This is a genomic window from Vibrio sp. 2033, from assembly GCF_033339735.1.
The window spans coordinates 45,892-64,819 of the sequence record NZ_JAWOVC010000010.1 but is presented as its reverse complement, the minus strand read 5'-3'; the positions used below and the strand labels follow the sequence as shown (position 1 = coordinate 64,819).

Here is an 18,928-nt window from a genome sequence, read left to right as displayed (position 1 = left end):
CATCTTTTGGGGGAGAGCTTTTCCCCTTTTGATTTATCCGATGCACTTGAGTTTGAGAAGTGCATCGGTTCGCTAGCAAAGATTTAAGACGCGGTGGGATGCCGCTCTTATCGAGGATCGAATCATGATCAAATTTGGTACAGGCGGTTGGCGTGCATTTATTGGTGAGGAGTTCACCAAAGATAACGTACGCTTGGTTGCCCAAGCAGTTGCAAACATCACGAATAACGAATCGGTTGCTGATCGCGGTTTTGTGATTGGCTATGACCGTCGTTTTCTTTCCGATAAAGCAGGTCGTTGGTTCGCTGAAGTTCTAGCAGCAAACGGCATTATGGTTAGCTTTATCGACAAATTTGTCCCAACACCTATCGTAATGTTTAAAGCGAAAGAAATGGGCTGCGCATACTCGGCATGTATTACCGCATCACACAACCCTGCCGATTACAACGGCATTAAAGTCTTCATTGAAGGTGGTCGTGACGCAGATGAAATCATCACCCAAAAAATCGAATCACAAATAGACGCGCTCACTGCGCAAGATGTAAAAAGCGTCGACTTTGAACAAGCGGTTGAAGATAAGCTGATTGAAATCATCAATCCGATGAACGAATTCGTTGACTCAATCATCGACTTTATCGACATCGGAGCGATCAAGAAGGCGAATTTACGTGTTTTGATCGACCCAATGTTTGGTGTCGCGAAAAACGCACTGCAAACCGTATTAATCAACGGCCGCTGTGACGTTGATGTGATTAACGATGGCAAAAACCCAGACTTCGGTGGGTTAATGCCTTCGCCAAGCGCTGCAACACTCTACCGTTTGATGCACCTAGTGAAAGAGCAAGGTTACGATATTGGCATCGGTACTGATGGCGATGCGGACCGTCTTGGTATTATCGACGAAAAAGGTAACTTCATTCATCCAAATGAAGTGCTACTGCTGCTTTACTACTACCTACTTGAATACAAAGGCTGGAAAGGCTCCGTGGTACGTAACATCGCAACCACCCACCTTCTCGATAAAGTCGCCGAAGATCATGGCGAGAAATGCTTTGAGGTTCCTGTAGGCTTTAAGCACATCAGCTCCCAAATGGAAGCGGATGACTCACTGATTGGCGGGGAAAGCTCTGGTGGCCTAACCATTCGCGGCCACATCAAAGGTAAAGACGGCGTATTCGCATCAAGCCTATTGGTAGAAATGATTTCAGTAACCGGCAAGAAGCTGTCTGAGTTGCTGGATGAAATCTACGGCAAGTACGGCTATGCCTACATGGCAGAAGGCGATTGCAAGTTCAAACCAGCGCAAAAAGACGTACTGTTCAACAAGATTTATGTTGAAAAGCAGTTGCCTGAGTTTGAGTTTGAAATCGAAAAAGTCAGCTATGAAGATGGTGCGAAAGTCTACTTCAAGAACGGCGGTTGGATCATCGCTCGCTTCTCTGGCACTGAGCCACTGCTACGAATTTTTGCAGAGATGCAAGATAAGGACACTGCGGAACGTGTTCTTCAACAGTTTAAAGACTTCTTGTCTTTATAACTGAACCTTGTGCCCGCTTCGAGCACTATGATGAGAGTCAACGCTGTCTGAAAAGGCGCTCATCAACAGGAGAAGAGCACTTGCCCGGCTCCACAGCCGGGCTTTTTTATTGTATGTTGGGAAGTCGTAAACGAGATAGAAAAGATACTCAGGAGCGTTAAGCAAATGCCAGGACGCCTTGCGTTTCAATTTTCACCGCGACGGACTCACCTATATTTAATGCTTGCGAAGCTGTAGCTAACAAACGGTCACCATTCGCGTTAATCACATAACGGCAGTGATCACCCATAAAATGCTGTTCCAATACGGTTACCGAACTATCTTCATCGGATTGAATTTGCACATGCTGCGGTCTTAGCAGTAAAGAGCACTCCGCCTGTACTGGAATATCTTGTTGAGCCGTGGCTTCAACCACGCCCAAGTGGGTTTCATATTCTGAATTCGAAACCCGTTTAGCAGCAAGGTAACTGCCACCACCTAAGAAATCAGCGACAAATTTACTTGAAGGCTGGTAGTAAAGCTCAGATGCTGTGCCATATTGCTCGATGACTCCATTGTTCATCACTGCCATTTTATCGGCGAAAGCAAAAGCCTCTTCACGGCTATGCGTAACAAAAATGGCAGTCACACCTTGGGCCTTAAAAATCTTACGGATCTCACTTATCAACTCATGGCGAACTTGCGTATCAATATTAGAAAACGGTTCATCAAGTAACAATAAGTCTGGGCTGTAAGCTAATGAGCGAGCAATCGCAACACGCTGCTGCTGTCCACCAGACAATTGATGAGGATAACGATCGCCATAACCTTGAAGATGCACGAGTTCTAACATCTCTTGAACTTTGGCATTTTTCTCTTTTGTCGAGCACTGCTTTAAGCCAAAGGCAATGTTTTGCTCCACCGTCAAGTGAGGAAAAAGTGCGTAATCTTGGAAAATCATCCCGATATTACGCTGTTCTGGCGGCAACCAGTTTTCCCCATCATCAATTGTGACGCAATTTAGACTCATTTCGCCTGACGTTAACGGCAATAATCCCGCAACGGCCTTTAATAGTGTTGTTTTCCCACAGCCACTGGCTCCTAGCAAACAGACAATCTGCCCTTGTTCTACCTCAAGAGACAATGATTCGAGTACAGTTTGATCGTCATATTGGCACGTTAGGTTTTTAATTGATAATGCACAGCTCATCAGTGATTTTGCTCCAGTGAACGGTTAACAACAACAAGCGGGATCAACCCAACAAGAACCAACAGAACCGCTGGCAAAGCGGCCAATTCTAAATGCTCATCCGAGGCGAAGTTATAAACGTATGTGGCTAGTGTTTCAAAGTTAAACGGACGAAGTAACAAAGCCGCATTAAGCTCTTTCATCGACTCGATAAACACTAATAAAGCCGCAATCAGTGCACCGCGCTTAACCAGCGGAAAGTGCACGCGCCACAGCATGGCATTGGGCTTACAACCCATAGTGCGCGATGCCATATCTAACGACGGAGAAATTTTATTTAAATTACTTTCGATACTACCAATCGCTACCGCGGAAAAGCGCACAACCATGGCAAATACTAGTGCGAACATGGAACCAGAAAAGATAAGTCCCGGCCTTCCCCACTCCATGGCTTTAGCAACATCGTTGACACGATGATCCATAAACAGCACAGCGACCATCACACCGATGGCTAGTACCGTTCCTGGTACTGCATAGCCCATAGAAGAAAGACGCATAAATGCCAAGCTTTCTCGTTTACCACTGACTCGATGGGTAAAGTTAACGATCAGTGCGACAGCAACACCAATAATCGCAGCAATAACAGACACAACTAAGCTATTCCATGCGTATTCACGAAACTCTGAGGTCCAACTCTGCGCAAAATAAGTGATCGCATAATCAATCAGCTGTAGTAGCGGCAAAATAAAAGCGACTGAAACCAAGCCCCAACACCAAACCAGTGCGGTCCACTTTTTCCAGCCCGTCAACTCGTAACGAAAATCTTCGTGACTGTTAAATTGGCTTTGAAAAAGCTTTTGTTTACGGCGGCTGTATCGTTCGGCACTAAGAAGCAGTACTACAATGACGAGCATCATGGCAGAAATCTTGGCTGCCGCATTAAGATTAGAGTACCCCAACCAAGTATCGTAGACCGCTGTGGTTAACGTATTCACCGCGAAGTAACTTACCGTACCAAAGTCACCGATGGTCTCCATTGCGACCAATGATAAACCTACTGCGATAGAGGGTCTTACTAACGGCATCGAGATGCGCCAAAAGCTTTCCCATGGAGAGCACTTGAGCAAACGCGCGCTTTGCAATAAAGATACATTTTGCTCCATAAACGCAGCCCGGCACAATAAATACACGTAAGGATACAACACCAAAGCCAACACAAAGGTCGCACCAGGCAACGTACGAATGTCAGGGAACCAATACTCGCCAGGTCCCCATCCGGTTACATCACGCAAAAAGATCTGAATCGGGCCTGCAAAATCAAACCAATCAGTAAAAATATAACCAATGATATAACCTGGCATTGCAAGAGGTAGCACCAATGCCCACTGCAACCATTTTTCGGTCGGCAGTTTACACATGGCCATTATCCAAGCGCTTGGAATACCAAGAATTAAGGACAGCACCATTACGCCAACAGTTAGCGCAACCGTGTTAAAAATATAAGTCGGCATGACCGTTGCCATTAAATGAGCAAACAAATCATCCGTTTCACCAATTGCGGTGTAGAAGATCGCTAAGATCGGCAAAACCAGTAGCAGAGTTATTACCCCACTACTGGTTTTCCATAAAGAGTGTTTATCTTTCATCGCCTAATTACTGCAAGGCTGTATGAAATACAAATGCTGTTGCAAATACATCTCATATCCTTTAATCAAATGGGGGTACTGTTATACCCCCACAAGGAATTAAAGGTCAAATTTCACTTCATCTAATAGCTTAATTGCCGCTTCGTGGTTGGCTGCAATATCGTCTAGAGAAAGCTTGTCTGCTTTAAAGTCACCCCAAGATTCCACAAGCTCAGAACGCTTCACGCCTTCTTTAACTGGGTACTCGTAGTTAACTTCTGCGTACATTTGCTGCGCTTTGTCACCCGTTAGGAATTCCATTAGCTTCACAGCATTGTCTTTGTTTGGAGAGTACTTAGCCATCGCCATACCAGAGATATTCACGTGAGTGCCTGTAGTCTCTTGGTTAGGGAAGTTGATGTAAACTGCATCAGCCCAAGCTTTTTGCTCTTTGTCGTTAACCATTTTACCTAGGTAGTAGCTGTTACCTAGAGAAACATCACATAGGCCTTCTTTGATCGCTTTAACTTGTGCACGATCGTTGCCTTGTGGTTTGCGAGCAAGGTTTGCTTTCACGCCTTCTAACCACTCTTTGGTTTCTGCTTCGCCATTGTGAGCAATCATTGCTGAAACTAGAGAAACGTTGTACGGGTGCTTACCGCTACGAGTACAAATTTTACCTTTGAACTCTGGCTTAGCTAAGTCTGCGTAGTTGAAATCTGCGCCTAGTTTACCTACGCGATCACGTGATGAATAAACGCTACGAGAACGTAGAGTTAGAGCAAACCACTCATTCTCTTTATCTTGGTATTGAGCAGGTACGTTTTCTTCAATGATTTTGCTATCGACTTTCTGAACTAAACCTTTGTTTGTCAGTTCAGCTAGACGGCTGATGTCTGTCGTAAGAATAACGTCAGCAGGGCTGTACTCACCTTCTTGAGCTAGCTTTTCTGCTAAGCCTTTTTTAGCAAATTTTACGTTTACTTTGATACCAGTTTCTTTAGTGAACTCATTGAACATAGGTTCAACTAGGAAAGGTTGACGGTAAGAGTAGACGTTCACTTCTTCAGCAGCCATTGCTGTTGGAGCTAGAGTAGCGCAAGTTAGTGCTGAAAGAGTTAGCAGTTTTTTCATTGTTTAATCCTTTACCATGCTAATGATAACGTTTATCAGTTGCGTTATTATATGTATGTTCAATAAGAAGACAATGACGAATATTAAAAAACCTGCTCATCGGAGCAGGTTTTATTGTGTTAAGTGTGTAACCATTTATTACAAGCTAATGATTATTTCACCGTAACAAACTCTGGGTAAGCACCAACACCACAATCATGCATGTCCATACCTTCCATTTCTTCATCTTCTGTAACGCGAATCCCAACGGTCGCTTTCAAGATTGCCCACACAACTAGGCTAGCACCAAATACCCAAGCAAAGATAACTACGGCACCTAAAAGCTGTGCACCAAACGTTGCATCACCGTTGCTCAGTGGCACTACCATTAGGCCGAAGAAACCACACACACCGTGAACTGAGATAGCACCTACTGGATCGTCAATTTTAAGTTTATCTAGAGCAATGATACTGAATACTACTAGTGCACCCGACACCGCACCAATCGCAACCGCGTACAGTGGTGATGGCGATAGAGGGTCTGCAGTGATGGCAACCAAGCCAGCTAGCGCGCCATTGAGGATCATCGTTAAATCGGCTTTACCCCAAGTAGTTTTACAAACGAATAGCGCCGCAATTGCACCAGCAGCCGCTGCTGCGTTAGTGTTTAGAAAGATCTGACCTACCGCTGTAGCATTCTCAAAATCTGAAACCATCAACTGAGAACCACCGTTAAATCCAAACCAGCCAAACCAAAGGATAAAAGTACCCAACGTTGCCAAAGGCATGTTAGAACCTGGAATCGGATAGATTTCACCATTTTTACCGTACTTACCCTTACGCGCGCCAAGCAGTAACACACCAGCAAGAGCAGCAGAAGCACCTGCCATATGTACGATACCAGACCCCGCAAAGTCACTAAATCCAGCTTCTGCTAGGAAGCCTCCACCCCATGTCCAGTAACCTTCCATTGGATAGATAAACGCAGTTAAAATCGCAGAGAAAATCAAGAAAGACCAAAGCTTCATGCGCTCAGCTACCGCACCAGAAACGACGGACATAGCAGTTGCAACGAAGACAACTTGGAAGAAGAAGTCAGACTCTAAAGAGTGGTCGGCCCCTTCACCTTGAGTACCAATTAGCGTACCAAATGAAGGTAACCAGCCTCCTTCTCCATTATCGACATACATGATGTTATAACCGACAATCAGAAACATCGTGCATGCGATGGCGTACAAACAGATGTTCTTCGTAAGAATTTCTGTTGTGTTTTTAGAGCGCACAAGGCCAGCCTCTAGCATCGCAAAGCCTGCTGCCATCCACATTACCAACGCACCGGAAATGAGGAAGAAAAAGGTGTCAAGTGCGTAACGTAACTCGGTTACTGTTGTTGTTAATTCCATAATAAGTATCTCCAATCCTTTGAATTCTTAAAGTGCTTCTGCGTCCATTTCGCCAGTTCGGATACGCACCGCTTGGTTCAGATCGTAAACAAAAATTTTACCGTCGCCGATTTTTCCGGTTTGCGCAGCTTTTGTAATTGCTTCAACAACGCGATCTACATTGTCTGCGTGAGTCGCGATTTCAATTTTCACCTTTGGTAGAAAATCGACTTGATACTCTGCACCGCGATACAATTCCGTGTGACCTTTTTGACGACCGAACCCTTTAACTTCTGATACTGTCATCCCTTCGATACCGACATCAGCCAATGCTTCTCGTACATCGTCTAATTTAAACGGCTTAATAATGGCATTGATTATTTTCATTGAGTTATCTCCGAAGCTTTCATCCTGAAACACTTCTTATAATCCAATCTACGTGCCAAGTTTTTAAGTTATTGAATAATAAAAACTAACCTCAATTTACATATCTATAAACAAAAAGAGCGCACCATATCGGTGCGCCCTTTTCACAAATTTAAAGCAACGGCAGAGAAGTTACCCAAAACTGTGCATTAAATGTTCAAAAAGTCTTTCCACTGTTCGATAAGTGCCATGAAATCCTCTATCCCACAACTTGCTGTACTTTCTGCATTGTAGAAGTCGAACTCACTTTCCATCTCGACATCATATTCATGGGCTAATGCGTTTTCTTGTACAAGAACTTCGTCGCCCTGAATCATCAAGCTAATTTCCGTGCCTGTTAGGTTATGCTCCTGAGAAGGCGCTGAAAATGACCGCTCAATTAGCTTTTCAACCTGTGCAATCTTCATCGGATCTTTGCCAATTTCTTCTTGCAACCAGCGCCCTACAATCTCATGTCCCATGCTACATTTTACGTAGTACTCGCCCATCAACGTGTTACGAATGAATTCAAATTCCACCGAGATTGCCTATTTCGTATCAATTTGGTGCGAGTATAGCGAATTGCTCCCATAAAAAAAGCACCTCATATGAGGTGCTTTTGAATTGTGCATTTCTGATTATGCCGGTTCTTGGAAGATCACTTCGTCCGCTTTCTTGGTGTATTGATCCATTTTATGGAAGTTCAAGTAGCGGTATGTATCCGTTGCCGTAGCGTCGATTTGCTTCGCGTATTCTAGGTATTCTTCTTTGGTTGGAATCTTACCTAGAATTGCACCTACTGCAGCTAGCTCAGCTGACGATAGGTAAACATTCGCCCCAGTACCCAGACGGTTCGGGAAGTTACGCGTTGAAGTCGACATTACTGTTGATTTATCTGCAACACGTGCTTGGTTACCCATACAAAGTGAACACCCTGGCGTTTCAATACGAACCCCTGCACGTCCGAAGATACCGTAGTAGCCTTCTTCAATCAGTTGGTCTTTATCCATCTTTGTTGGTGGCGCTACCCAAAGGCGCGTTGCTAACTGGCCATTGAACTTATCAAGCAATTTACCTGCTGCGCGGAAGTGACCGATGTTCGTCATACAAGAACCGATGAACACTTCATCAATCGCTGTGCCTTGTACTTCAGACAACAAACGAGCGTCATCTGGGTCATTCGGTGCACATAGTACTGGCTCATTGATTTCAGCCATATCGATTTCAATCACATGTGCGTATTCAGCGTCTTTATCTGCTTGCATCAGCTCAGGGTTTGCTAGCCACTCTTGCATTGCTGTAATGCGGCGCTCGATAGTACGGCGATCACCGTAGCCTTCAGAGATCATCCACTTCAGCATCACGATGTTAGAGTTTAAGTACTCTTCGATCGACTCTTGAGACAATTTCACAGTACAACCTGCCGCCGAACGCTCTGCAGATGCATCAGAAAGCTCAAATGCTTGCTCAACCGTTAGCGTTTCTAAGCCTTCAATCTCAAGGATACGGCCAGAAAATTCGTTGATCTTGCCCGCTTTCTCTACCGTTAGTAGACCTTGCTGAATCGCGTAGTAAGGGATGGCATGAACAAGATCACGCAGTGTAATACCCGGTTGCATTTCACCTTTAAAACGAACCAAGATTGACTCTGGCATGTCTAGCGGCATAACGCCTGTCGCAGCTGCAAAGGCAACCAAGCCCGAGCCTGCTGGGAATGAAATACCCAGAGGGAAACGAGTATGTGAGTCCCCACCCGTACCGACAGTATCCGGTAGTAGCATACGGTTTAGCCATGAGTGGATAATACCGTCACCAGGACGAAGAGATACACCACCGCGGTTCATAATAAAGTCCGGAAGTGTATGGTGAGTGTTAACGTCTACTGGTTTTGGATAAGCCGATGTGTGACAGAAAGACTGCATGACAAGATCAGCAGAGAAGCCGAGACACGCCAAGTCTTTAAGTTCATCACGAGTCATAGGGCCAGTAGTATCTTGCGAACCTACTGTCGTCATTTTCGGCTCACAGTAGGTTCCAGGACGGATGCCTTCTACGCCACATGCTTTACCAACCATTTTCTGTGCAAGCGTGTAGCCTTTACCAGAATCTGCGATTTCACCAGGTTTGCGGAATACGTCCGAAGGCTCAAGACCTAGCGATTGACGCGCTTTGTCTGTCAAACCACGACCGATGATCAATGGGATACGACCACCAGCACGAACTTCATCAATCAGTACTTCTGTTTTTAGCGAGAACTCAGCTAGAACCTCACCAGTTTCGTGGTTGCAAACTTTACCTTCATATGGGTAAACATCGATAACATCGCCCATGTTGAGCTTAGTTACGTCAACTTCGATTGGTAGTGCGCCAGCATCTTCCATTGTGTTAAAGAAGATAGGGGCAATTTTGCCACCAAGCACATACCCACCAGCTCGTTTGTTTGGAACGTAAGGGATATCATCACCCATAAACCAAAGCACTGAGTTGGTTGCAGATTTACGTGAAGAGCCAGTACCAACAACATCACCAACGTAAACCAATTGATGACCTTTGTCTTTTAACTCTTCAATTTGCTTGATCGGACCAATAGTACCCGGTTGATCAGGGTTTATTCCTTCACGCTCGTTTTTAAGCATCGCCAGTGCGTGTACTGGGATATCAGGACGAGACCAAGCGTCAGGTGCAGGTGAAAGGTCATCCGTGTTCGTTTCACCTGTTACTTTAAATACGGTTAGAGTGACTTTTTCTTCAAGCTTAGGCTTAGAAAGGAACCACTCAGCATCAGCCCATGATTGAAGTACTTTCTGTGCATGCGCATTGCCTGCTTTTGCTTTCTCTTCTACGTCATAGAAAGCATCAAACATTAGCAGCGTATGAGACAGCGCTTTTACTGCGATCTCTGCCAGTGCTTCATCATCCAATAGCTCAACTAGCGGTTCGATGTTGTAACCACCTTGCATAGTGCCTAGCAGTTCAGCCGCTTTTTCACGACTCACTAATGGTGATTTAACTTCACCTTTTGCTACTGCTGTTAGGAAACCCGCTTTTACATAAGCAGCTTCATCAACACCTGGAGGGATACGGTTTTCAAGTAGGTCAAGAATGACTTCTTCTTCACCTTGTGGGGGATTTTTCAGAAGTTCTACAAGTCCAGCAACTTGTTCTGCGTCTAGCGGTTTAGGAACAACTCCTTCAGCAGCACGCTCTTCGACGTGTTTACGGTAGGCTTCAAGCACGACTTTTTCCTCTCATTGCGGTTCCTCCTCTATTATTACTATTGTTAAAGTAAAGGAGTGAACATCCTTGGAAACTTGGCTCTCCATTGCCCTTGTTTTCATTCAATTATGATTGAGAAACAGCGCCGTAGAGGCCAAAGTGTGGGCAAAATAATAGCAAATTTAACCTTAAATTAAAATCTTATCATTTTGACCAACATAGCAACTTACGACTAAAGTTCTGCTAATTTTGACCAAATATGCCAAGTTTTTGCTTTCTCATACCCGATTAATTAAACGATGTTCCTACGATCAAATACACAGCATCTAAATCTTGCTCGGTACGACCGTATGCCAACATTATTGGTCCTATTGGTGAGTCAACACCAAAGAAGATGGAGCCAGCATTGTAAAGCGGCGCTTCGTTTAGTTTCAGATCATTATCAGACCAAACACCGCCATATTCGACCGATGCGCCCAGGTAGACTGGAGCTTCAAACAATCCGAAATCATTATCAAACCACTTATATCGGTACACCAAACTGCTGAAAAATAAGTTCTGTCCGATCAGGCTATTTCTTGGGATTCCAGATAGGCTTAAAAAGCCGCCCAACTCTCTGGGATCAAGCGGTAAAGATGAGTTTTTACTCTCTACAAAACTATATTCAGCATGTCCGACTAAAGTATGACGCTGATGACTCACTGCACCTTTAAATCGTGCAGAGATTTCATAAACGGTATCTTCAATAATTTTGTCAGTTTCTAAAAGGCTAACGCCTTGAGGACTTTGATCATGAGACACTAAATATTCGAGATCGACTAAAAGCCCACGAGTCGGAAATGCGAAATCATCAAGTGTATCTAGGCGATAATTGGCAAACAGGCCACGACGTTCAAAATCCAATTTACCAGCAGAAGCCAAAGTAGAAAGCTCAATATCTCCGGTTGAGTAGCGAGCGCCAAATCGAAGTTCTTGCCACAATGTGGGTTGGATACCTATCGCTAACTCTGTTGTAAAATCATCGTAAGTGACCGGAAAAAAGTCATTTACTGACTCTAAATCTGGTGCTTGAGGCTCTGTTAAAGGTAAGTTTCGGCTCTCACTACCATAGGAAATTCGCCCCGATACAAAAAGTTCTTGGCTAGATAAAACAGGGGAATACAACTCAGCTTCAATCAGCTTATCCGTGCCCATTTCTACGTTGAACGCCAACTCCGCGCCATGAGAGTTTAAATTGGTAAAGTTGGTCGATATTCCTATGCCGTACTGGCTATCTGTATCGAAGTCATCTTCAAGAAAAAATCGGAAGTTGAGATAATTAGGCCCCCACGACTTCTCGTTAACATCAAAAACCAACAATGTCTCACCATCAACCTCTTCAAAGTGATAAGTGATGAGCTCGAACCGATCTAACGCGTAGAGGTTTTCAACGGCTTTCTCAATTTCGGCCGTTGAAATACGACGTCCGGTTTCTAGTTCAATACGATTCGTCAACAACACATCGCTGTAGTGCGTATTATTAACAATCACTATGTCATCAACCACACGCTGATCGCCATAAATCAAAGTTTTACGAACTTCTTGTTTGCGATCGATGTATTTTTGATAGTCCGCATTGGACAAGCGCAACCCTTTCAGCTTGTCTTTTAACTGCTTGGTAATATCGTACCCAGCTTGAAAAGCCCAAGGCATTTTGTCGAACTCGACAGTTTCCATGGTGCCCACATTGGGACGAATATAGATATCTTGAGGTTCAAGCTCGTCCACTTGCTGTTGTGTACTACGACGAACGAGATAGTTAGAGAGTTGGTCCGCGACAGTAAACAGCCCCGTAAATTCATCTTCGGTTTTGTAATCGGTGCTAATATCGACGGCAATAACGACATCAGCCCCCATGGCGCGAGCCACATCGACAGGCATGTTATTGACGACACCGCCATCAACAAGCATATGGCCATTGAGCTTATAAGGAGGAAGCGCTCCTGGTACAGACATGCTAGCCATCATGGCGTCCACAAGGTAACCATTGCCCAGTACGACTTCTTCTAGGGCAAGAATATCAGTCGCAACAGAACGATAAGGAATGGCAAGATCATCAAAAGAATCGAATCGCCCTAAGTTCCCTGTAGTCTCACGCAATACTCGCAACATGTTCTGGCCTTGCACCACACCCGTTGGTGCTCGTACCTCACCGAACCTTAAGCCGAGATCGGTATTAATTTGATAGCGGTCTTCATACTCTTTGTCACGAACTCGACGTTGGCTACGGTCAACACGATCTCGATAACCGCTGCCCCAATCGACGGTGTAGATAAAACTCTCGATTTCATCAGCACTCATACCCGTGGCATAAAGCCCACCCACATAGGCGCCCATACTGGTACCGGTCACAATATCCACAGGGATCTGCATTTCTTCCAATGCTTTTAAAACTCCAATGTGTGCCGCCCCTTTCGCTCCGCCACCAGCGAGCACAACCGCCACCTTTGGTCGAGGTTCCAAGTCATCCGTTTTTGTTAGAGAGTTTGCGAGGGAAACAGAAGGAGTGATCATCAAAAAGGTACTAACCCAAAGCGCAAAGTTGCGAACCGATGGGCTTGATAACAGCTTTTTGAACATTCACTTCTTCCTTTATTGAATATCTGATCAAGTAGGGCGTGCTAGCAGTACTGTACTAACACGCCCTAATATGTACTAAGAATTAATCAGATAAACAAGCTAATGTTGTTGATTTGGCGATGCTACCAATCAAATATGCTATTTAACCAGTTTGATTTCTTCTCACACTGTTGCTTTATCTGACCGGTTTTATCCCAAATCGGCAGTTTGTAATCACTACGGCAGTTCATTTCTAAACCTCCATCAGATGTAGGCTTGAACCCTAATGTGGTGATTTCTCTTGGCCATGGGAGCTCTAAACGCTCAGGAATACGCTGCTTCAAGTACTCTGCGTACACTCGTAATGCACCACTCGACCCTGTTAGATTCACGGGTTTATTATCGTCACGGCCTAGCCAAATTGTCGTCACCTCACGACCATCAACACCGACAAACCAACTATCGCGGTTGTCATTACTGGTACCCGTTTTTCCTGCCAATGCAGCCCAACCAAACTGGCTTTGTAAGAAGCGGCCAGTGCCTTGAGCAACCCCTTGTTTCATCGCGTAGGTCGTTAGCCATGCAGCTTGTTCATCCACGGCTCTTGATGAACGAGGCAAGGATTGATACAGCACATTACCTTCCATATCCATGACTGAGCGCAGAGCGGTCAGTTTTGCACGCTTACCTGAATTCGTCAGAGTCTGATACATCTGTGCAACTTCGAATGGCGTCAAAGAAAACGAACCCAAAAACATCGAAGGCACTGGGCGAATTTCGTCTTTGTTCACGCCCAAACGCTCTAAAGTATTGGACACTTCAGGAATGCCAAGTGCCATACCTAAGCGCACGGTCGGTACGTTAAGTGATTTCGCTAAAGCAATGTAAAGTGGCACATCACCACGATATTTTCTATCGTAGTTGCGCGGCGTCCACACGTTACCTTTACTGCTCTTCAGACTTAACGGCGTGTCGTGTAGCGTCGTGCCTAGGTTGTATTTATCCGGTTGTTCTAGAGCCGTTAAGTAAATCGCTGGTTTCACTAAAGAACCAATCGGACGACTGGCATTGAGCGCGCGGTTAAAGCCTTCATAACCGACACGTTTACCACCTACCATCGCACGGATTTCACCACTATGGCGATCAACGGCCACAGCTGCGGCTTCTAACTCTTTACCACCCCGTTTAGCTAGTTCTGGGATCTTTTTCGCGATAGCTTGTTCCATTTTGCTTTGCGATACTGGGTCCAGAGACGTAAATACGCGCAGTCCGGTCTCTGCCTTAAATCGCTCCCCAACTTTTTCTTTTAATTCAATACTCAATTGTTGGAAATAAGCTGGCTGACGGCTCGCAATACGTGGCTTGCTTTGCGTATCGAGTGGACGACTTACAGCTTGTTCATACTGCTCTGAAGTCAACATGTTTTGCTGCATTAACAGGCGCAGAACGAGATCACGACGCTCTTTCGTTCTCTCAGGGTAACGAATTGGGTTGTAGTAAGACGGTCCTTTTACCATCCCAACTAACATCGCCAATTGATCGATTCGCAACTCCTGAATTGGCTGCCCAAAATAATAACGCGACGCCAAGCCAAACCCGTGGATCGCTTCACCTCCACTTTGACCTAGGTACACTTCGTTTAGGTAGGCTTCTAAGATACGATCTTTGCTGTAACGGTAATCCAAAATTAGCGCGATATACGCTTCTCGAACTTTACGCCACAGTGTTTTATCACGAGTCAAAAACAGGTTTTTTGCCAATTGCTGAGTCAGCGTACTACCACCTTGAACAGTACGACCCGCCTTAATGTTCGCAACCAATGCACGTGCAATCGCGAGCGGTGACACCCCGTCATGTTGATAAAAATCCCGGTCTTCGGTCGCAAGCAGTGCATCCACCAAAATTTCAGGGAACTGATCACGACGTAAGAAAAGGCGCTGTTCATCACGGTCTTTCTCCAGCATGCCCAACATCTTCGGTTCTAGGCGCAAGTAACCAAGGTCTCCTCGAGATTCTAAAGACTGAATACGTTGCAAGCCGGAATCAGAGAAATGCAGCATAATGTGACGATCCGGCTCGGGACCATCGGCAAACTCGAATGGACGACGAATCAATTCAATCCGAGTGGAAGAAGAGGAATATTCGCCTGGGTAACGAGGTTGACTCACTTTACGGTAATTCAACACATCTAGCTCGTTGCGCAGTTCTTGGATGGTGATATTCTCACCAGGGCTTAGATTCAAGATACGGGCATAAACCACCGTTGGCAGCTCAAACAGCTGACCTTCAAAGCGTTCTTTCACCACACTATCTAAGTAAATCCCAACAAACAGCAAAACAGCGGCAAGTGCAACGCCAGCTTTCCAGCTAAACGACCACAGAACTTTCAACCACGAACGTTTCTCGTTAGTCGGCTTTTTACTCGGCGTACGTCGAGTCTGTTTTGCGGTTCCTTTATTGGTTGTACTTTTCTTCGCTGGCGCTTTTTTCGCGCTAGGCTTCTTGCTGTCAGTCATTATTCAATTGTCTTTTTGTTTTCGTTGTTGCTACATGATTGGCAGGATCATCTGGCCAAACGTGTTTTGGGTAGCGCCCTTTCATCTCTTTTTGAACGTCTTTGTAGCTTCCGTTCCAGAAAGCCGCCAAGTCCGACGTTACTTGCAATGGACGTTGTGCCGGTGAAAGCAGTTCAAGCACCAAACGCTTGCGGCCAAGAGCTACCGTTGGGGAACCACTCTCCCCAAATACTTCTTGCATACGCACCGATAATATCGGCTCGTGGCCATATTGGTAACGGATACGCTTCTTTGAACCTGTGGGTAGTTGGTAATGCTCAGGTAACCATTCATCCAGTTGTTGATTGAGTGGCCAACCTAATAGAGCATTAAGCGCTTCGACCAAGTTTATCTTGCTCAGGTCTTTAACCGAGCTGACAGACGTCATGTATGGTTCTAACCACTCCTCTAATGAATCCAGCAAACTGGCTTCATCAAACATTGGCCATGACTGCTCAGGTAACCATTCCACCGCACAACGAATCCGAGCCAACAAGCTCTCCGCTGCCGGTGTCCAGTTTAGACTCTGTAAGCCCTGGCGGCGGACATACGTGAGTAAAGCTTGTGTCATTTTTTCTTTGCCCGGGCTTGGCAACGGCTCGCGTTCAACGACCAGCAGACCGAGTTTTGTTTGTCGCTCAGCTATTAGACGGCCTCTTTTTTCATCCCAGTCCACTACTTCTTCAGACGAAAATAGCGTATCAAAGGTCGTTCGCAATATATTGACATCCAATTCACATGCCGAATGAATTTGACTTGAATTAGAATGAGAACGCATTAAGTCAACGGCAACCAAATACTCACAGCCACCTAGCATGTCTTCCTGATGACATTCTGCACCATGACCATTAGCCAAAGTAAATCGCCCAAATTGATTTGTGCGCTGCTGCGCAATGCGATCTGGAAATGCCAAACTTAACACCAGCGGTAATGCATCTTCATCCACGCCTTTCAGGTCAAATACCGTATCCAATTTGTACGCCAGAGATTGAGCACGCTTGAACAACATCGACTTTTTTGGATGAGTACCAACAAGCCAACGATGCAAGCTATGAGCGATATTGGTAACATTTCTCTCTGGCTCTTCAATCAGTGCGACCGCCGCCAAAGCAGCATTTAACATCTTATCACTGTAAGATTGCGCTTTAATTAGCATCGCAGCCGCACGAGGCTCAACGCCTAGTTCATGCGCCTGTTTTCCTTCGGACGTTAATTGCCCTTGTTCCGTCAGTAGTCCCAATGACACCAATAGCTGCTTCGCTTGTTCCAATGACGCATTAGCGGGAACATCAAGCCACTTTAGATCGTGGATATCACTCGCTCCCCAAAAGGCAAGCTCCATAACTAAACTAGCTAAATCGGAATGCAAAATTTCGGGTTGGGGAACCAGCGGTTGCTGCTTGAACTGGTTTTCAGAATAAAGACGAACACAAATGCCCTCTTCTATTCGTCCCGCTCGTCCTGCACGCTGAATCGCTGAAGACTGTGCAATGCGTGTTTGCTCTAAGCGTGTTAAACCGTTTTTCAAATCAAAGCGGGCAATACGCTCTAACCCAGAATCAACGACGAGGCGAATGCCTTCAATCGTTAGTGAAGTTTCTGCAATGTTGGTCGCTAGAACGACTTTACGCTTACCTTGTTCTGCTGGCGTAATCGCTTTTTGTTGATCTGCAAAGCTCAGTTGACCATAAAGTGGGCATACGTCGATATCATCCGCTAAATGAGACAACCGCTCTTCAACTTGTTTTATGGCACCAACACCCGGTAGGAAAGCTAACAAAGATCCAGACTCTTTGTTCATAAGACTTTCTATTGTTTTTGCCATACTCGTAGGTAAATGCTCGTTCACACCTAACGGCTGGTAGCGCATTGCCACATCAAAGCTGCGCCCTTCAGATTCAATGTAACTGGCTTCTGGCAACAACCATTGTAATGCTTGTTGGTCAAGCGTTGCCGACATTACCACCAGCTTGAGATCGTCTCGCAATGCCTCTTGAACTTCTAAACTGAATGCCAAAGCGGTATCGGCATGAATGCTGCGTTCATGAAACTCATCAAAGATCAGTAGATCAACCCCATCCAGTTCAGGGTCAGTTTGGATCATCCTGGTCATGATCCCTTCGGTCACGATCTCCAGCTGCGTTGCAGAACTTACCTTTGCCTCGCCACGAACTCGATAACCCACGCGTTGACCAACTTGTTCTCCCAATTGCTCAGCAAGATAACGGGCAATGTTACGCGCCGCGAGTCGTCTTGGCTCAAGCATGATGATTTTTCCAGCAACCGAATGATTTAAGAGTAACTGCAAAGGGAAGTAAGTCGACTTACCGGCACCAGGCGCCGCTTTTAAGATCACTTGATGTTGATTTTTGACCGCCGTCAGCAACTCAGGCATCACGGCTTCAATCGGCAATTGTGACAAAGAAAATACCTTATGGTGTAATGGTGGCAACATTGTACATAAAAAATTTTTTGTCTAAATAAGCAAATGCATTTCACACCCGCTTTAGAGTCCGCCACTCTACTCAAACGTTATAAACGCTTTCTTGCCGATATCGAGCTCGATACTGGTGAAATCCGTACAATCCACTGCGCAAATACAGGTGCAATGACGGGTTGTGCAACGCCCGGAAACAAGGTTTGGTTTTCTACTTCCGACAACCCGAAACGAAAATACCCCAATAGTTGGGAGTTGAGTGAAACCGAACAAGGCCACCGTATTTGTATCAATACCGCGCGCGCCAATCAATTAGCCGTAGAGGCTATTGAAAATAATGTCATTTCAGAGCTTTGTGGTTATGACACACTTCAAACTGAGGTGAAATACGGCAATGAAAATAGCCGAATTGATATCTTGCTCAGCGCAGACGACAAGCCAAAGTGCTATATAGAAGTGAAAAGCGTCACTCTTCTTGATGAGACCGACTCTACTGGACAAGGATACTTCCCAGATGCGGTCACGACTCGGGGACAAAAACACCTGAGAGAGCTCACAGAAATGGCACAAAATGGAAGTAGAGCCATACTTTTATTCACTGTTTTACATTCAGGTATTGAAAAAGTATCCGCGGCGCACCATATAGACGCGAAATATTCACTATTACTCAAACAAGCACAAGACGCTGGAGTGGAAGTTCTCTGCTACAAAGCTGAACTGAGCGATACTGGAATGAAGCTGATTTCCGCTATTGATTTTATCAATTAAGAGAAAAAATGATGTCGTCTTCACATTGACGATAACTTTGCGATTCAGTATTTGCTTGCACCGCCTCTTTTTGCTATAGATACCCGCCTTAAATTGACTGCGTAGCAGTTGACTAGGTGTAAGT

Annotated in this window: 12 protein-coding genes; 2 read left to right on the top strand and 10 right to left on the bottom strand. The window is 45.2% G+C overall.

Annotation, left to right across the window (positions count from 1 at the left end; translation table 11 throughout):
• The first annotated feature begins 124 nt into the window (after nucleotides 1-124).
• Nucleotides 125-1,537, top strand: a complete 1,413-nt coding sequence (locus R7P74_RS14280; protein ID WP_005380053.1) for a phosphoglucomutase/phosphomannomutase family protein — start codon at nucleotides 125-127, stop codon at nucleotides 1,535-1,537.
• A 157-nt stretch (nucleotides 1,538-1,694) separates the two neighbouring features.
• Here R7P74_RS14280 and R7P74_RS14275 read toward each other — a convergent pair whose 3' ends face one another.
• From R7P74_RS14275 to hrpB, 10 genes are all read right to left on the bottom strand, one after another.
• On the bottom strand, nucleotides 1,695-2,726 hold the full coding sequence (locus tag R7P74_RS14275; protein WP_005380055.1) for an ABC transporter ATP-binding protein: 1,032 nt from the start codon (nucleotides 2,724-2,726) through the stop codon (nucleotides 1,695-1,697).
• On the bottom strand, nucleotides 2,726-4,351 hold the full coding sequence (locus R7P74_RS14270) for an ABC transporter permease (RefSeq protein WP_025768193.1): 1,626 nt from the start codon (nucleotides 4,349-4,351) through the stop codon (nucleotides 2,726-2,728). Before R7P74_RS14270 ends, R7P74_RS14275 begins: the two co-directional genes overlap by 1 nt.
• A gap of 99 nt (nucleotides 4,352-4,450) precedes the next feature.
• Nucleotides 4,451-5,464, bottom strand: coding sequence for a Fe(3+) ABC transporter substrate-binding protein (locus R7P74_RS14265; protein WP_005386566.1), 1,014 nt, complete (start codon nucleotides 5,462-5,464; stop codon nucleotides 4,451-4,453).
• A gap of 152 nt (nucleotides 5,465-5,616) precedes the next feature.
• Nucleotides 5,617-6,846, bottom strand: coding sequence for an ammonium transporter (locus R7P74_RS14260; protein ID WP_005386568.1), 1,230 nt, complete (start codon nucleotides 6,844-6,846; stop codon nucleotides 5,617-5,619).
• Nucleotides 6,847-6,873: 27 nt separating this feature from the next.
• Nucleotides 6,874-7,212 (bottom strand): P-II family nitrogen regulator, encoded by a 339-nt coding sequence (locus tag R7P74_RS14255; protein WP_005386570.1) that lies wholly within the window; start codon nucleotides 7,210-7,212, stop codon nucleotides 6,874-6,876.
• Between the two features lie 188 nt (nucleotides 7,213-7,400).
• Nucleotides 7,401-7,769 carry a YacL family protein gene (locus R7P74_RS14250; protein ID WP_017635908.1) on the bottom strand — a complete coding sequence of 123 codons (369 nt, stop codon included), beginning with the start codon at nucleotides 7,767-7,769 and terminating at the stop codon, nucleotides 7,401-7,403.
• Between the two features lie 99 nt (nucleotides 7,770-7,868).
• Nucleotides 7,869-10,466, bottom strand: coding sequence for a bifunctional aconitate hydratase 2/2-methylisocitrate dehydratase (acnB, locus tag R7P74_RS14245; protein ID WP_005380009.1), 2,598 nt, complete (start codon nucleotides 10,464-10,466; stop codon nucleotides 7,869-7,871).
• 268 nt (nucleotides 10,467-10,734) lie between these two features.
• Nucleotides 10,735-13,065 (bottom strand): patatin-like phospholipase family protein, encoded by a 2,331-nt coding sequence (locus R7P74_RS14240; RefSeq protein WP_005380018.1) that lies wholly within the window; start codon nucleotides 13,063-13,065, stop codon nucleotides 10,735-10,737.
• Between the two features lie 122 nt (nucleotides 13,066-13,187).
• A complete protein-coding gene (gene mrcB / locus R7P74_RS14235; protein ID WP_053306758.1) occupies nucleotides 13,188-15,560 on the bottom strand; it encodes a penicillin-binding protein 1B in 2,373 nt (790 codons plus the stop codon).
• Nucleotides 15,553-18,021, bottom strand: a complete 2,469-nt coding sequence (hrpB, locus tag R7P74_RS14230; RefSeq protein WP_213886701.1) for an ATP-dependent helicase HrpB — start codon at nucleotides 18,019-18,021, stop codon at nucleotides 15,553-15,555. The genes mrcB and hrpB overlap by 8 nt, the downstream gene beginning before the upstream one ends.
• 66 nt (nucleotides 18,022-18,087) lie before the next feature.
• On the opposite strand from hrpB, the gene sfsA reads away from it, so the two are divergent.
• Nucleotides 18,088-18,804, top strand: coding sequence for a DNA/RNA nuclease SfsA (gene sfsA / locus R7P74_RS14225; RefSeq protein ID WP_017635909.1), 717 nt, complete (start codon nucleotides 18,088-18,090; stop codon nucleotides 18,802-18,804).
• Nucleotides 18,805-18,928 lie beyond the last annotated feature (124 nt).

Excerpts from the sequence above, each read along its gene's own strand:
- R7P74_RS14280 (WP_005380053.1), top strand. The coding sequence starts at position 125 with ATGATCAAATTTGGTACAGGCGGTTGGCGTGCATTTATTGGTGAGGAG.
- R7P74_RS14275 (WP_005380055.1), bottom strand. The coding sequence starts at position 2,726 with ATGAGCTGTGCATTATCAATTAAAAACCTAACGTGCCAATATGACGAT.
- R7P74_RS14270 (WP_025768193.1), bottom strand. The coding sequence starts at position 4,351 with ATGAAAGATAAACACTCTTTATGGAAAACCAGTAGTGGGGTAATAACT.
- R7P74_RS14265 (WP_005386566.1), bottom strand. The coding sequence starts at position 5,464 with ATGAAAAAACTGCTAACTCTTTCAGCACTAACTTGCGCTACTCTAGCT.
- R7P74_RS14260 (WP_005386568.1), bottom strand. The coding sequence starts at position 6,846 with ATGGAATTAACAACAACAGTAACCGAGTTACGTTACGCACTTGACACC.
- R7P74_RS14255 (WP_005386570.1), bottom strand. The coding sequence starts at position 7,212 with ATGAAAATAATCAATGCCATTATTAAGCCGTTTAAATTAGACGATGTA.
- R7P74_RS14240 (WP_005380018.1), bottom strand. The coding sequence starts at position 13,065 with ATGTTCAAAAAGCTGTTATCAAGCCCATCGGTTCGCAACTTTGCGCTT.
- mrcB (WP_053306758.1), bottom strand. The coding sequence starts at position 15,560 with ATGACTGACAGCAAGAAGCCTAGCGCGAAAAAAGCGCCAGCGAAGAAA.
- sfsA (WP_017635909.1), top strand. The coding sequence starts at position 18,088 with ATGCATTTCACACCCGCTTTAGAGTCCGCCACTCTACTCAAACGTTAT.